The organism is Pseudarthrobacter sp. BRE9, from assembly GCF_031844305.1.
Classification (GTDB): Bacteria; Actinomycetota; Actinomycetes; order Actinomycetales; family Micrococcaceae; genus Arthrobacter.
The window spans coordinates 292,525-307,480 of record NZ_JAUZUY010000001.1 but is presented as its reverse complement, the minus strand read 5'-3'; the positions used below and the strand labels follow the sequence as shown (position 1 = coordinate 307,480).

The window sequence follows — 14,956 nt, the reverse complement described above, 5'->3', positions numbered from 1 at the left end:
CTTAGAAACTGCCGGAGTCGCCGCCGCCGAAATCGCCGCCACCGAAGTCCCCGCCGCCGAAACCGCCGTCTCCGCCGAAGCCGCCGCCTCCGCCGCCGTCACCCCAGCCACCGCCGCCGCCCCAGCCGCCGTGGCCACCGTTGAGGATGGAGTTGATCAGGATGCCGCCAAGGATTGCACCGCCCAGTCCGCCGCCGCCTCCGCCGCCGAACATGCCGCCGCGGCCGAAGCCCTGGTTGGCGTAGCCGTCGAAGTGGTCGACGTCGGCCTGGGCCAACTGCGCCGCCTGCGCTGCCAGGGCGTGCCCCTGCTGTGCGTAGGTAAGTGCCGTGACGGGGTCGGTGCGGGCGATGGACAGTGCGTAGTCGAGGTTCCGCTGCGACTCTGCCAGCCTGGTGCGTGCCTCGGTGCCCACGCCGCCGCGGCGGGCCGTGATGTAGTCGGACGTGGCACTGATCTGGGCCTGGGCGGACGTGATGGTCTGCTGCAGCGATGCCTGTGCCCGCCGGGCCTGTTCCTGCTGGTCCCGGATCCCGGTCAGGGCCTGGTCCAGGGACTGGTGCGCGGTTTCGACCCGCTGCAGGGTGGCGATGGGGTCGATCTTTCCGCCCCGGATCTCGTTCTTGACCTGGGCCAGCGCGGCCTCCACCGCCGCTACCGGCCCGGCCAGTTCGGCGTGGGATCCGGACTGGATGATGGCCTTTGCCTGGGCCAGGTCCTGGGACGTATCCACCACCGCTGCTTCGAGGCCGTTGCGGGCCTCATCGAGGTTCGTGGCGACCTTGGCGATGGCGTCCAGGAGGACATTGGTCTGGTGCAGGCTTTCTTCGGCTGCGCGGACGGCGACGGCTGCCAGGCTGCTCTCGCCCTCACTGAGCTTCTGTTGCGCGGTTCCGGACGCATTCTGGACGAAGGCCAGCCGTTCCTTGGCCTGCACGATGTTGTCCGAGACCTGGGACAGTGCACTGTCTGCGTACTTGGACCGCATGGCGGCCAGGGACTGCTCGGCGCTGGCGATCTTGGCGTCGGCTTCGCGGGCTCCGGCGTTGACTGCGGCAAGGGCCTGCGGCGCGTTCTTCTCCAGCTCACGCAAGGAGTCAAAGTCCGCCTTCTGCTCCTGGAGGGAGGCCAGGGCCGCCTCGGAGCGGCGGATGATCTCGCCCAGCCAGGTCCGTTGCTGCTCCTCGGTGTCCGGAATGTGGTCGTCGAGCTGCTGCTGCAGTTTGAAGGACTCCGTCATGTGGGCCTTCGCCTCGGCCAGGGCGTTGGTGAAGTTTCCGACGGCGGAATCACCGTACTGCGCCTGGGCAAAGCCAAGTTCCTGCTCGCTGGACTTGATGGCGTCATCCGCCTCGATCAGCAGAGAACCGCTCCTCCGGCGGAGTTCCTCCACGCTGAGCGATGCCAGCGGATCCAGTTCGGCGCCCTGGGGGCCGTAGCTTCCGCTGGACGCGTCCTGGCCCGCAGCCTTCTTCCGGCGGTTCCGGTAATACAGGTAGGCGCCGCCCCCGGCCACGACTACGCCCGCACCTACGAGGATGCCTGCGCCTGCTCCGTCCCCGGATGACACGTTGCCGCTGCCGCCGCCGGCGGCGTCACCGATGGCTGAGGCAGTATCAATGGCAGCCTGGGCGAAGTCCCGCTTGCCGGCGCCGAGGTTTGCGGCCACAGCATTCTGTGTGATGTTGCTGCGCTTGGAGTAAATGGAACTGGTGGAGTTGGGGGAGAAGTAGTATTTCCCCTGCTCGGTGGCGATGGCGAGGATCGCGTCTGCCTTGCCCATTCCCTTGGCCTGCGCCACGGCACTGCTCCAGGCGGCTGGATCAGCGGGGTTCTCGAAAGACTTAACCGTGACCACGTACAGGTTGTACTTGTGGTCCTTCAACAGCTTCTGGATGGCGTCCTGGACCTCGCCCTTCCGGCTGCCCAGGACATTGGCGCCATCAACGATGTTGGTGCCAGAGGGAATGGTAACCGGGTTCTCGGCCCAAGCGGCGCCGGCGGGTACCGCCAGCAATCCGGCAAGGCCGATCACGGCGAGGATACGTTTGAACTTTGACCGCATGTGCAACCCTTCAGCACGCCTGACACCGATTCGGGACGAATCAGTCGTCGAATCCAGCAGCGCCCCCACGCTTGGTGTGAAGCCGCAGGTCGCTGTGGCAATTCATCTTGATTCTATGGTGCACCCCACAGCCAGTCCATGCGGCCGAATATGCCCCCAGCGAAACGCCGCGCCGCGAAGGCGGCCACCATCAGACCGTTCAGCAAGCTCCCAGCAAACATCCGAGCTTGTTCCAGCGCGACGGTACATAGTTAATGGCAGACGAGGATGAAAGGAAGTCCCATGACTGAGAATCAAACCCCAGGACCGGTCCCGGAGGACAGCCACGCGGGCAGCCGGAACCCGTGGCAGCAGCAGGGCCCCCAGCAGCAGGACCCGCAGCAGCCCGGAGACCGCCCGGCGGCCACTCAGTATGGGAACGGCGGGGAGCAGCAGAACGACAGGGCACGCCAGAACACCACGGGATACCAGAACAACACAGAGCGGCTGGACCAGCCGCAGACGGGTGAAAACCACACCCAGGAGTTGCCGGGTGCCCCGCGCCCTGTGTATCCGCAGCGGCAGCCGTTCTACGGCCAGTCCGGATACTACGGCCAGCAGCAGCACCAGAATGGCCAACCCGTTCACGATGCGGGCCACGGAACGTCCAACGGGAGCGTTGGCCTGGCCCCCAACCCCAAGGATGCGCCGCGACGGAAGGCGAGCTTCGGCATCGGCACCCTCGTGGCCAGCATCCTCGCGGCGGGCCTCGTCGGCGGCGGCGTGGCCACGGTTGGCGCCGGCGAACTGTTCGGCACCACCGGGTCCAGCACGTCAACCGTCACCGGCAACAGCCAGCCCGGGACGGTCATCGTCAACAACAAGGATGACGTCAACGCCATCACCGCGGCTGCCGTGAAGGCCTCGCCCAGCGTCGTCACCATCAGTGCCACCAGCGGCAGCTCAGGGGGCACTGGTTCGGGCATTGTCCTTGATGACCAAGGGCACATCCTGACCAACACCCACGTCGTGACCCTCGACGGCCAGACCGCCAACGCCACCCTCGAAATCCGGACCAGTGACGGAAAGGTCCTGCCCGCAAAGCTGGTGGGCACCGACCCCTTGTCCGACCTCGCCGTCATCAAGGTTGACGACACCTCAAGCCTTACCCGCGCCACCCTCGGGGATTCCTCCAAGCTCAACGTGGGGGACACCGCCATCGCCATCGGATCCCCGCTCGGCCTGACCGGAACGGTCACGGACGGCATTGTCTCCACCCTCAACCGGACCATCAGCGTGGCCTCCTCCGCAGCGCCCGAGGGCGGTGACAACAGCCAGGGCGGCGACCAGGGCTTCCAGTTCGCGCCTCCGGGCGGCGGCCAAAGCCAGCAAAGCTCCGGCGAGGGCTCCATCGCCATCAACGTCATCCAGACAGACGCGGCCATCAACCCCGGCAACTCCGGCGGCGCCCTGGTGAACAGCAAGGGCGAGATCATCGGCGTCAACGTCGCCATCGCCTCCGCTGGATCCGGGACGTCCACGTCCCAGAGCGGCAACATCGGCGTCGGCTTCAGCATCCCGATCAACAATGCGAAGCGCGTGGCCCAGGAAATCATCGACACCGGCAAGGCCTCGCACGGCCAGCTGGGCGTCAGCGTCAAGGCCAAGACCACATCGGGTGCATCCTCCGAATTCTCGGTAGGAGCCGATGTCGCCACCGTCGACCCCAACTCGGCGGCAGGAAAGGCCGGCATCAAGGTCGGTGACGTCATCACCAAGTTCAACGACCTCACCATCGGCGAACCGAACCAGTTGACCGCAGCCGTCCGCGAACAGCCGGCAGGCTCGACCGTAAAGATCACGGTCCAGCGCAGCGGCAAAGAGCAGACCTTCGACGTCACACTGGGTGCCGCGGCCAGCTGACGCCGGCAGCAACACCGTGGAGCAATGACGACGGCGGCGTCCCCACCCAGGGGCCCCGCCGTCGTCATGCTGCATGCCGGGGACGCCCTGACACAGGCGTTAACGGAAGAGGGCGCGGGGGTGCGCCGATATGGTTAGCTAGGAGCTACCCGCCTGCCGGGCATTCCGCGGCCATGACCCACCCGGCTGGCTGTCCACAAGCATGGAAGGCTGCTGTAAACACAGTGGAAGAGACATTGAAGATCGTAGTCCTGGTCAAACATGTACCGGACGCCCAGTTCGACCGTCACCTCAACGGTGAGGGCAACACCGTGGACCGCGACGAAAGCATTCTGTCCGAGCTTGACGAGTACGCCCTCGAGGCAGCGCTGCAGCTGGCCGAGGCGAGGGGCGGAAGCAAGGCGGGCAACCAGGTCATCGCCCTCAGCATGGGTCCTTCCGGAGCTGTCAACGCCGTCAAGAAGGCGCTGCAAATGGGGGCCACCGAGGGCGTCCACCTCACGGACGATGCCCTGGCCGGCTCGGACGCGGCCGCCACTTCGCTTGCACTCGCGGCAGCGGTCCAGCACTTGGGCGGCGTGGACCTGGTCATCACCGGCATGGCGTCCACCGACGGCGAAACCTCGCTTGTTCCGGCGCAGTTGGCCGAACGGCTCGGGCTGCCCCAGGTGACCTTTGCATCCACGCTGGAGGTCGACGGCGGCCGGTTGACGGCCCGCCGCGACGCGGACACCTCCTCGGAGACCGTCGAGGCACCGCTGCCCGCCGTGGTGTCCGTGACGGACCAAATCAACGAGCCCCGGTACCCCAACTTCAAGGGAATCATCGCGGCCAAGCGCAAGAGCATCACCACGCTGTCCCTGGCCGACATTGGCGTCGACCCCGTCCAGGTGGGCTTCGCCGGTTCCTGGACCAGCGTGGCCAGCGCCGAGCAGCGGGCGCCCCGGACTGCAGGCACCATCATCACTGACGAGGGCGACGCCGGCATCAAGCTGGTTGACTTCCTAGCCGCCCAGAAGCTGCTCTAAGAGGGACATCGACATGGCAAAAGTACTCGTATACATCGACAACCCCGGCGCAGCGCTCAAGAAGAGCAGCCTTGAGCTGCTGACCCTGGCGCGCTCCCTGGGCGGAAGCGCAGTGGCGCTCAACGGCGACCTTTCCGACGGCGCCGCCGCCACCTTCGCCGAGTACGGCGTGGAAAGCATCCTGCGCCCGTCCGCCCAGGACCTGGATGACTTCCTGGTGGCACCCAAGGCCGCCTACGTGGCAGCGGCGGCTGAAGCCAGCGGCGCCGGCATCGTGCTACTGGACAACTCACCGGAAGGCAAGGAGATCGCGGCGCGCGTGGGGATCCGGTTGAACGCCGGCGTCATCACGGACGTCGTCGCTGTGGACCCGGACGGCACCGCACACAAGTCCGTCCTGGCCGGCTCGTACAACACTGCCTGCAAGGCCAGCACCCCGGTTTCCGTGGTGACCCTCAAGGCCAACAACGTCATCCCCGAACCTGCGCCTGCACCCTCCACCCCCGAAACCGCGACAGTGGAGGTTCCCGCGGTGGCTGCCGCCGCCCGGATCACGGCCCGCGAGCAGAAGGTGGCCAGCGGCCGGCCCGACCTCACGGACGCACGGATTGTGGTCGCCGGCGGACGCGGCATGGACGGCGACTTCGGTCCTGTGGAAGAGCTGGCCGATGCCCTCGGTGCCGCCGTCGGCGCCTCCCGCGCCGCCACGGACGCAGGCTGGATCAGCCATGACGCGCAGGTGGGGCAGACCGGCAAGACCGTTTCCCCGCAGCTTTACATTTCCGCAGGCATCTCCGGCGCCATCCAGCAGAAAGCCGGAATGCAGACATCCAAGGTCATCGTCGCCGTCAACAAGGATGCCGAGTCCCCGGTCTTCGAGATCGCGGACTTCGGCATCATCGGCGACGTCTTCGATGTCCTGCCCCAGGCGGCGGCCGAGATCAAGAAGCGCAAAGGCTGAATCGTTGACTGCCTTCCATGGGCAGGCAGGGAGCCCGTTCAACCCGGGCAGCCACCGGGTTGGGCGGGTGCTCTGTTTTGCGGCCCACCCTGACGACATCGATTTCGGCGCAGCCGGCACCGTCGCCGCCTGGACGGCGGCAGGCGTGGAGGTCAGCTACTGCATCATGACCGACGGCGACGCGGGCGGCTTCGACCCGGCGCACCGCGCGGACATCATTGCCATGCGCGACGCCGAGCAGCGGCGAGCCGCGGAACTGGTGGGCGTCACCGACATCCACTACCTCCACCAGCGGGACGGGTACCTCGAGCCGTCGCACGAGGTGATGAAAGGGGTGGTGCGGCTGATCCGCGAAATCCGTCCCGACGTCGTCCTCGCCATGCATCCGGAACGGAACTGGCAGCGGATCCAAAAGAGCCACCCCGACCACCTGGCCGTAGGGGAAGCGGTGACGCGCGCCGTGTATCCGGCCCTGGAGAACCCGTTCGCCTACCCGGAGCTGGCCGAAGCCGGCCTGGCAGCCTACAAGCTGCCGTGGCTGTGGCTGTACGCCGGACCTGAGGAGCGGGAAAACCACTTCGTGGACGTCACCGCCCAGGTGGACGCCAAGCTGGCCGCCATCCATGTCCATGTCAGCCAGCACCCTGACGTGGCCGCCATGGAGGCCACTGTCCGCCAAGGCATGCGGCTCAACGCCGCCCGGGCCGGGCTGCCGGACGGGCGCAGCGCGGAAGCCTTCCACGTGGTGGCAGTCAACGGGCCGGGGACCATCGCGGGTTTCTAAGGCAGGGAAGCGCCCCCGGTTCGTTCCCCAGGAAGGGGCCGGGGGCGCTTCTTTCGTTTGACAGCCGCGTTGGTGAAAGGTCAGGCTCCGAGCGGGGCCGCGGCCACCGTTGGCAGCGTAGGCGCCTTCGACCCACCGGCGGGCTCCACGGTGATTCCGAGTGAGGCAGCCGAATGGATGCCCTGGACCACCGCAGGCTTGGACAGCGCCTGTTCGTCCATCAGGCCCTGCGACACCGGCGCGGAGCCGTCCTTGGGGATCAGCCACATCTGGTAGACCTTGCCCGCCGGGGGAGCGGGGACGCCGTTCATCTTCACCACGGCCGCGTCCTCCGACGCTGAAATCAGGAGGGTGGCCTTGCCGCCGCCCACCACGTTCACCGAAGCTTCGCGCAGGTCGCCTGCCCGGGCCACCTGGTTGACGGGGTCGTTCTGGTCGGCCATATAGGCGCCCACGCCCACACCGCCCAGGGCGATGGCTGCGGCCGCTGCCACGCCGACCAGCCAGCGCCGGACGCCGGATGCGCCACGCCGGTCCTCCCGGCGCTTGCGGGCCTGCGCCAGCTCGTCACGTGCCTCCGGCTCGCCAGGCATTCCCTGAAGAGGTGCGGGTGCGGTGCTTCCGGCTGGTGCAGGAATGCCCCCACCGGGCAGTCCCTCCTGCCGGGGGAGTTGGGCAGGCAGCTGCGCAAGGATCCGCTCGAAGAGGTCCGACGGCGGTTCCTCCTCCACCCGGAACGTGCGGGCCAGTGCCTCCCGGGACTGCCGGACGCGCTCAAGGAAGGCCAGGCGTTCCGTTTCCGGGGCCGTGGAGATGTAGAGGTCGATGGCGTCGCGTTCCTGCTCCGTCACCGCATCCAGGGCGTACAGTTCGGCAAGGTCCACGGCGCGGCCGGACGCGAGGTCCATGGCGACAGTGTCACCGAAGGCACTCGAACGGTTGTTGCGGCCTTCATCCATTCCGCTCATCTCAACTCACCCCCAAACAGGTCTTCAATCGGATCAGTCCATCGCGGATGCGGGACTTGATGGTGGGCACCGCTGCATTCAGCCGTTCGGCGACTTCCCGGTAGGTAAGGCCGCCGTAGTAGGCCAGCCGCACGGATTCCTGCTGTGTTTCGGTCAGCGTCGCCAGGCAGCGGACCACAGCCTCGGCCTCCAGCCGGCTGCCCACTTCGTCGGAAACGCTGTCGTGGTCGATGTCCTGCGTGCTCGCCCCATACCTGGCTTCCCTGTCAGTGGAGGACTGCGACGACCGAACCTTGTCCACAGCCCGCCGGTGCGAGATGGTCATCAGCCAGGAGAGCGGGCTCCCCGCCTGCGGATCGAACTTCGCGGCGTTTTGCCAAACCTGCAGGAAGACTTCCTGCGTGGTGTCCTCGCTGAGTTCGGGATCGATCAGGACGCGCCGGGCCATGCCGAAGACCCTGCGGGACGTCAACCGGTAAAACTCGGCGAACGCCGCCTGGTCCCCGCGGGCAATGCCCGCCAGCAGGACCGAGAGGCGCTGGCTGAGGTCTGCAGGTGGGTCAGTCACCGCGGCAGAGCCCTCGGAGTTTGGCGCGTTGGGAGTTTCCATTAAGTCCAAGCATAAGTCTCTTGGCGCCGAATCCTCAGCAGTGCCGTCCCGGCTGCGGCCGGACGGCCGGGTTCCTGCCTCCAGTAGTGTCACCGGCCGCTCCTTGCTCCGCTCGAATGTCTTCAAGAGTCATTCGATGCCGTGGAGGGTGCGGATGGGACGGCGGGTGAGAATTTGCTGCGGCCGGGGGAGTCAGCCCAGGTCCAGGGGTTCTTAAAGCCTGGCTCCGGCAAAGCCCTGCTGGCGCCAGGCTTCGTAGACCGCAATCGAGGCGGCGTTTGCCAGGTTCAGCGAACGCAGGGCCGGGAGCATGGGCAGGCGCACGGTGGCTGTGACGTGGGGATCGGTTTTCAGCTCTTCCGGCAGTCCCACCGATTCGCGGCCGAACATCAGGACATCGCCCGGACGGTAGGTGATGTCCGTGTAGCTGGTGGAGCCGTCCGACGTGAAGGCGTAGACGCGCTCGGGCCGAAGGTGCTGCCAGGCGTCTTCGATTGACTGGTGCACCGTGACGACGGCGAGGTCATGGTAGTCAAGGCCTGCCCGGCGCAGTTTTGCGTCGGAGAAGTCGAAGCCCAGGGGTTCCACGAGGTGCAGTTCTGCGCCGGTGATAGCCGCAAGGCGGATGGCGTTGCCGGTATTGCCGGGGATTTCTGGGGCATGGAAAAGGATGCGGAACACCTCCCCATCCTAGCCATCCGTTCTCAGTGCATGCCGCGCAGCAGCCTGGCAAGGACCGGGACGTTCACCGTGTTGGGGGCCGGGCCTGATGCCAGGAATTCCTTCAGGCCGCGCACCATGCCCGCCGCGTTGACGATCTGAACGGTCTCCAGCGCACCCGCGGGGCGTCGGTGGTGGTCGATCACGGGTTCATGCAGGTTGCCGTCCGGGCTGTGCACCACCGTCCATCCGGTGACGTTGAGCTCGGGGAAGATGTCCTGCATGGCCCACACCACGCGGGCGAGCTGCGGTGGTGCCACTGCACGGCCGCCGTGGTTGAGGGTCCGGCCGTCCCAGGCGTAGGCGCCCTTGGGCAGGAGCATGGAGTTCACCAGTGCCAGCCGGTAACCCGACAGGACCGCATGGTCGATGTGGCTGTTGTCCGCCGGCGACTGCAGGCCGTTGATGAGCCGGGCAGCCGGAATGTTCGGCAGCACCTGCCGGGTCAGCAGCTGTACCGTGCGCATTTCGCGCTGGATGCGGGCCTCGGCACCGAAGATTCCGCGTTTCCGCGGCATCCCGTGCACCTGCTGGCGTGCCTGCCCGAGGGGAATGAGGGGGACCTCGGAGCCGCCTGCGTCATACGGCGGAACGTAGACCGGCGGGTCTCCCGCGGTGTTCCTGGCGTTGTCCGGCCTGCGGACGGTGGCGGAGGCCCGGCTCCCGGCGGCGGGCGCATCAAAGTGGGCGCCGTCGTCGGTCGATGTGCCACGGATACCCGCGCCATAGGTGCGGTCGTAGGCTTTCCGGCGCTGTGGATCGATGAGGGTCTCGTAGGCAGCGGTGACGCGGCGGAAAGTTGCGGCGTCGCCCCCGTGGTCCGGGTGGGCCTTCCTGGCAGCGCGCCGGTAGGCCACCTTGATTTCTTGTTCGGTGGCGGTCACGGCCACGCGAAGGACCTGGTAGTGGGAGCTGCTGCTCTCGGTCAAGATCTTCCTTTTCTTGATGCGCGGCTTCTTAATTTTCCGCAGGGAAAGCAAAGTGCCCGCCCAGTTTAGCCAGCACAGCCTGGCCAGCACGGATGGCGGGCCTGCCGTGACAACGAATGTCCGGGGCTTCCGGGTTCCCGGCGGGCGGCGTCTAGACTCGTGCCTGCGCGGCCGGACGCCGGCCGAAGGGGATGCGACGGAGTGGAGATGGATATGCCGACGACGGCGGTGCGGGCCGGCAGGGCATGGAACCGGGGGGTGCCGCTCGCCATTGCCGGCCTGGGCGCGGTGATTCTTGGCGGCTGCAGCGTGGGCGTCCCGGACCCTTCTGTGCCAGCTGCCCCGGCCACCACACCCGTTGTGTCCACCCCCACTATCACCCCGGGGCACGACGCTGCGGCGGTGGCCGGACGGGACCTGCCCTTTGCTGCCGGCCGCACCCTGGCGCCGGGGGTTCCCGTAGGTATTTCTGATGAGCTGAAAGACGCGCCAGGCTGGAAGCTTGTCAAGGAGAACGTGGCGGGCGCCAGCCAATATGCCAAGGCGGATGGGTGCGTTGTTGCCTCGAGGGTCAGTACCGGCCAGGCACCGCTGGTAAAGGGGGATGACCGGGAATCTTCGGCCGCCCTTTTCCAATACCTGGACGCCACCATCCAGCCCTCGTACCTGAAGACGGAAACGTTGCGCTGGGGTGGTACCCCGGATGCTCCAGGCAAGAACGTGGAGGTGCTGGCGCTGGAGCAGTCAGCTCCCGGCGGCCGGTCCACTGCCATACTCGCAAGGGTTTTTGGTGCCGCGGAATCCTCGACCTATATGTCGGTATCCTGCCCGGATCCGGCGACCCTGGCTTCTGCCCGCAATGACGTGGCCCGCTACCTGCCGTTGCTGCCCCCGTCTGCTTGATCCCTTGTAAGGTCCGTGCGGTCCCCCTGGTCTTCACATTCCGCCGCGCACAAAACCGCCGGCGGCTGGAGGGCTCAGCTGCCGACGGCTCTGCATGTGCAATAACACTTGGCGGTGCGGTTAACCGCAGCGCCTGAAGTCCGCGTACTCACGCAGTGGTTCGCGTGGTCCCCACCGACAGCCGGTTAAGGGCCAGCGCGCCCACCAGCAGCCCGAAGTCCCGCAGGGCAACGTCGTAGAAACTCCCGAGCAGCAGCAGGTTGATGATGATCCCTGCCAGCCAGGCCGCCACGAGCAGCGAACCATATTTAGGCCGGACAGCCACGACGATGCCGGCGATGATCTCCACGACGCCCACGATGTACATGAAGGTCTGGGGGGTCAGCGGCACGACGGCGGTGGCCTGGGGTGCAAGGTAGACGGTCCAGTCGGTGAGGATGTTGGTGAACTTGTCCAGGCCGAAAAGGATTGGTGCGACGGTAAAGACCGTGCGCAGCAGCAGGAACGCCTGCCGGTCCGCCGGCATAGTGGTCAGCGCGTTCTGGGTCCGTACTGCCGATGCTGATTTCATGGTGTCTCCTTCTAAAAGTAGGTATGCCAATTTTAGAAAGACGGCGATCTATAATCAATAGATCTTGACTTTGGATTGGTGGGCATCATGTACCGACTTCCCTGGGCTGACAGGATTGCTGCCGTTGCCTCGCTGACCGACGCGAAGAGGCTGCAGCTTTTCGAACTGGTTGCTGCGTCGCCAGGGCCGCTGGGCCGCGACGAGGTGGCTGAAGCTGCCGGGATGCCCCGCAGCACCGTCTCGTTCCATCTGGACAGGCTGGTCCAGGACGGCTTGCTGGCCGTGGAGTTCCACAAGCCCGCGGGCCGGGCGGGGCCGGGCTCCGGCCGCCCCGCCAAGATGTACCGGCCGGTCGGCAGCGAAGTGGGTGCATCGGTGCCGGACCGGAACTATGATCTGGCCGGCGAACTCATGGCCGGCGCCATCGAGTCCTCCCAGGCAGCCGGCGCGCCTGTTGGCGAAGCGCTCCGCGCGGCCGCCTTCCGGAAAGGTCGGGAGCTGGCAGAGGCAGCCGGTGATTTGGAAGAGTTCCTGACGGAAGCGGGCTACCAGCCGGAGCGCGACGGCGACGGCGGCTACCTGCTTTCCAATTGCCCGTTCCACTGGCTCTCGCGGGGACATGCGGCAGTGGTATGCGACATGAACGGTGCTCTCCTGCGCGGGGCCGCGGTGGGATGCGGCAGTCCGGAAGACCGTGTCGCCCCGGCTGCCGGCTCTGGTCATTGCTGTGCAAGGATCACCGGCCGGGACTGAGGGTTCCGCGCCCGGGGAGGTGGCAACAGACCGCGATAGAATTGGGGGATGCCCGCCTACCTCGACCATGCCGCCACGACTCCGCTTTCGAGTGCGGCGCTCGCCGCCCTCACACGTGAACTGGCGCGCACGGGGAACCCGTCATCGCTGCATGGATCGGGACGCAGGGCCCGCCGCGCAGTCGAGGATGCGCGCGAAGTTATCGCCGCGGCCGCGGGAGCCCATCCCTCCGAGGTCATTTTCACCTCCGGCGGCACGGAATCGGACAACCTCGCCGTGAAGGGCATGTACTGGTCCCGCGTGGCAGAGGACCCAAAGCGGCGCCGCATCCTCTGCTCCGCCGTCGAACATCATGCGGTGCTGGACACCGTTGAATGGCTGGAACGCCACGAGGGTGCTGAAGTGGCGTGGCTGCCGGTGGACAGCAACGGCGTCCTGGACCTCGATGTCCTCGAAGCCGAGCTCACACGCGACCCCGGCGCTGTAGCCCTGGTGACCGTCATGTGGGCCAACAACGAGGTGGGCACCATCCAGCCTATCGGCCGTGTGGTTGAGCTGGCCCATGCCGCAGGCGTCCCGGTACACTCCGACGCCGTCCAGGCGTTCGGCTCGGTGCCGGTGCACTTCAAGGATTCGGGCCTGGATGCGATGTCCATCTCCGGACACAAGATCGGCGGACCGGTCGGAGTGGGAGCACTCCTGCTGGGCCGGGCAGTCAAACTGACACCGGTGCAGCACGGCGGCGGACAGGAACGCGATGTCCGGTCCGGCACGCTGGACACTGCCTCCATCGCCGCCTTCGCTGCCGCCGCAGAAGCTGTCACCGCCACTTTGCCCGCGGAAGCGGCGCGGATCGCCGCACTGCGTGACCGCCTGATCGAGGGCGTCCGCCAACGTGTTCCCGAAGCCGTCCTCCGCGGTGCGCCCCACGGCGGCCGCCTGCCGGGCAATGCCCATTTCACCTTCCCCGGCTGCGAAGGGGACTCGCTGCTGTTCCTCCTTGACCTGGCCGGCGTCGAATCCTCCACCGGCTCGGCCTGCACTGCCGGCGTGCCGCGGCCGTCCCACGTGCTGTTGGCCATGGGCCTGGACGAGGAAACGGCGCGCGGAGCCCAGCGGTTCACCCTGGGGCACGCATCCACCGGGGCCGACGTCGAGGCCCTGCTCGGGGCGTTGCCGGAGGCTTATTCGCGCGCCCGCCAAGCCGGCATGGCCGGGCACGAGTCCTCGATCCAGACAGCGGGAACCGCGGCGCGGCAGGCACTGCGCGGCGCGTGAACGCTTCACCCGCAGTGATCTTCACGGGAGCCCCGGCCTGTATGCCGCCGTGATTTGCCTGCCACCGTAGAATAGATAGGCGAAGATCGTTTCCGCCGCCGGCGCGTCCAGCCCCCGGCGGAAAACACTATTCCCCAACAGAAAGCCAGCATGCGAGTACTAGCAGCCATGAGCGGCGGAGTCGACTCCGCTGTTGCCGCCGCCCGCGCGGTGGAGGCCGGGCACGACGTCGTCGGCGTCCACCTGGCCCTTTCGCGCATGCCCGGCACCCTGCGCACCGGCAGCCGGGGCTGCTGCACCATCGAGGACTCCCGGGACGCCTGGCGCGCCTGCGACGTATTGGGCATTCCCTACTACGTGTGGGATTTCTCGGAGCGCTTCAAGGAAGACGTCGTCCAGGACTTCATCGATGAATACGCGGCCGGCAGGACGCCCAACCCCTGCATGCGCTGCAATGAACGCATCAAGTTCGCCGCCCTGCTGGAAAAGGCCATTGCCCTGGGCTTTGACGCCGTATGCACCGGCCATTACGCCAAGGTGATCGAAGACGACGACGGCAACCGGGAACTGCACCGCGCCGCCGACTGGGCCAAGGACCAGAGTTACGTCCTGGGCGTCCTCACGCACGAGCAGCTCAAGCACTCCATGTTCCCGCTGGCCGACACCCCGTCCAAGGCCGAGGTGCGTGCCGAAGCGGAGCGGCGGGGCCTGTCCGTGGCCAACAAGCCGGACAGCCATGACATCTGCTTCATTCCCGACGGTGATACAGCGGGTTGGCTTGCCGAAAAAATCGACATGACCAGCGGCGACATCGTGGACGAGACCGGCGCGAAGGTGGGGGAGCACCCTGGAGCCAACGCATTCACCGTCGGCCAGCGGCGCGGCCTCAAGCTCGGAACTCCTGCCGCTGACGGCAAGCCCCGGTTCGTCCTGGAAATCCGGCCCAAGGAAAACAAAGTGGTGGTCGGTCCCGAGGCACTGTTGGCGATCGACGAGATCCGCGGCATCAAGGTTTCCTGGGCGGGACTTCCCATCGCCGAGGTTGAAACGGGAGCTGAGTTCGACTGCCACGCGCAAGTCAGGGCGCACGGGGATCCCGTACCGGCCACTGCCTGGGTGGAATCAGCAACGGATGGTGCCGCCCGAAACCAGCTGGTGGTCCGGCTGGCGACCCCCCTGCGCGGGGTGGCCCCCGGCCAAACAGTGGTGCTGTACCAAGGCAGCCGGGTACTGGGCCAGGCCACCATCGACGCCGCCCGTTCGCTCCAGCGCGCCGCGCTTTAGTCCGCACCTTCCAAGGCACCGTTCCGGTCAGCACCGGGGTGGTGCTTTGCCGTTCCCGGTGCTTTGCCGTGCCCCGGGCGGCTGCGCCCGCTGTCCGGTCAGTGGGCGGGGGTACCAATGAGATAAATTTTGTGTTTCAACTCACAGGATTGGCCGTCCTGAGGGCGAACTCTCTGATTGAATCTAGGGATCAGCACTGC

Annotated in this window: 14 protein-coding genes; 8 read left to right on the top strand and 6 right to left on the bottom strand. The window is 66.9% G+C overall.

Annotation, left to right across the window (positions count from 1 at the left end):
• Position 1: 1 nt before the first annotated feature.
• Positions 2-2,065: a TPM domain-containing protein gene (locus Q9R31_RS01365; RefSeq protein WP_311260976.1), complete on the bottom strand. Its 2,064-nt coding sequence runs from the start codon at positions 2,063-2,065 to the stop codon at positions 2-4.
• Positions 2,066-2,347: 282 nt separating this feature from the next.
• On the opposite strand from Q9R31_RS01365, the gene Q9R31_RS01360 reads away from it, so the two are divergent.
• From Q9R31_RS01360 to Q9R31_RS01345, 4 genes are all read left to right on the top strand, one after another.
• Positions 2,348-3,967: a trypsin-like peptidase domain-containing protein gene (locus tag Q9R31_RS01360; protein ID WP_311260975.1), complete on the top strand. Its 1,620-nt coding sequence runs from the start codon at positions 2,348-2,350 to the stop codon at positions 3,965-3,967.
• 236 nt (positions 3,968-4,203) lie between these two features.
• Positions 4,204-4,995: an electron transfer flavoprotein subunit beta/FixA family protein gene (locus tag Q9R31_RS01355; protein ID WP_311260974.1), complete on the top strand. Its 792-nt coding sequence runs from the start codon at positions 4,204-4,206 to the stop codon at positions 4,993-4,995.
• 13 nt (positions 4,996-5,008) lie between these two features.
• On the top strand, positions 5,009-5,956 hold the full coding sequence (locus Q9R31_RS01350; protein WP_311260973.1) for an electron transfer flavoprotein subunit alpha/FixB family protein: 948 nt from the start codon (positions 5,009-5,011) through the stop codon (positions 5,954-5,956).
• A gap of 4 nt (positions 5,957-5,960) precedes the next feature.
• Positions 5,961-6,740 (top strand): PIG-L deacetylase family protein, encoded by a 780-nt coding sequence (locus Q9R31_RS01345; protein ID WP_311260972.1) that lies wholly within the window; start codon positions 5,961-5,963, stop codon positions 6,738-6,740.
• A gap of 80 nt (positions 6,741-6,820) precedes the next feature.
• Here the strand turns inward: Q9R31_RS01345 and Q9R31_RS01340 are convergent, their stop codons facing one another.
• From Q9R31_RS01340 to Q9R31_RS01325, 4 genes are all read right to left on the bottom strand, one after another.
• Positions 6,821-7,699, bottom strand: a complete 879-nt coding sequence (locus tag Q9R31_RS01340; RefSeq protein ID WP_311261615.1) for an anti-sigma factor — start codon at positions 7,697-7,699, stop codon at positions 6,821-6,823.
• 10 nt (positions 7,700-7,709) lie between these two features.
• A complete protein-coding gene (gene sigK, locus Q9R31_RS01335; RefSeq protein ID WP_311260971.1) occupies positions 7,710-8,318 on the bottom strand; it encodes an ECF RNA polymerase sigma factor SigK in 609 nt (202 codons plus the stop codon).
• 213 nt (positions 8,319-8,531) lie between these two features.
• Complete coding sequence (locus Q9R31_RS01330) at positions 8,532-8,999, bottom strand: tRNA (cytidine(34)-2'-O)-methyltransferase (protein ID WP_311260970.1); 468 nt, start codon at positions 8,997-8,999, stop codon at positions 8,532-8,534.
• 23 nt (positions 9,000-9,022) lie between these two features.
• On the bottom strand, positions 9,023-9,967 hold the full coding sequence (locus Q9R31_RS01325) for a DnaJ domain-containing protein (protein WP_311260969.1): 945 nt from the start codon (positions 9,965-9,967) through the stop codon (positions 9,023-9,025).
• Between the two features lie 207 nt (positions 9,968-10,174).
• On the opposite strand from Q9R31_RS01325, the gene Q9R31_RS01320 reads away from it, so the two are divergent.
• Positions 10,175-10,870: a hypothetical protein gene (locus tag Q9R31_RS01320; protein WP_311260968.1), complete on the top strand. Its 696-nt coding sequence runs from the start codon at positions 10,175-10,177 to the stop codon at positions 10,868-10,870.
• 148 nt (positions 10,871-11,018) lie between these two features.
• Here the strand turns inward: Q9R31_RS01320 and Q9R31_RS01315 are convergent, their stop codons facing one another.
• Entirely contained in the window at positions 11,019-11,441 is a 423-nt protein-coding gene (locus Q9R31_RS01315; protein ID WP_311260967.1) for a hypothetical protein, read from the bottom strand.
• 87 nt (positions 11,442-11,528) lie between these two features.
• Between Q9R31_RS01315 and Q9R31_RS01310 the strand changes: the two genes are divergently transcribed.
• The 3 genes from Q9R31_RS01310 to mnmA all read left to right on the top strand — a co-directional run bounded on the left by Q9R31_RS01310 (position 11,529) and on the right by mnmA (position 14,756).
• The gene (locus Q9R31_RS01310) at positions 11,529-12,194 is read left to right on the top strand and encodes a helix-turn-helix domain-containing protein (RefSeq protein ID WP_311260966.1); all 666 of its coding nucleotides are present in this window, start codon (positions 11,529-11,531) and stop codon (positions 12,192-12,194) included.
• A gap of 48 nt (positions 12,195-12,242) precedes the next feature.
• Entirely contained in the window at positions 12,243-13,472 is a 1,230-nt protein-coding gene (locus Q9R31_RS01305; RefSeq protein WP_311260965.1) for a cysteine desulfurase family protein, read from the top strand.
• 150 nt (positions 13,473-13,622) lie between these two features.
• Positions 13,623-14,756, top strand: a complete 1,134-nt coding sequence (mnmA, locus tag Q9R31_RS01300) for a tRNA 2-thiouridine(34) synthase MnmA (protein ID WP_311260964.1) — start codon at positions 13,623-13,625, stop codon at positions 14,754-14,756.
• The last annotated feature ends 200 nt before the right edge of the window (positions 14,757-14,956 follow it).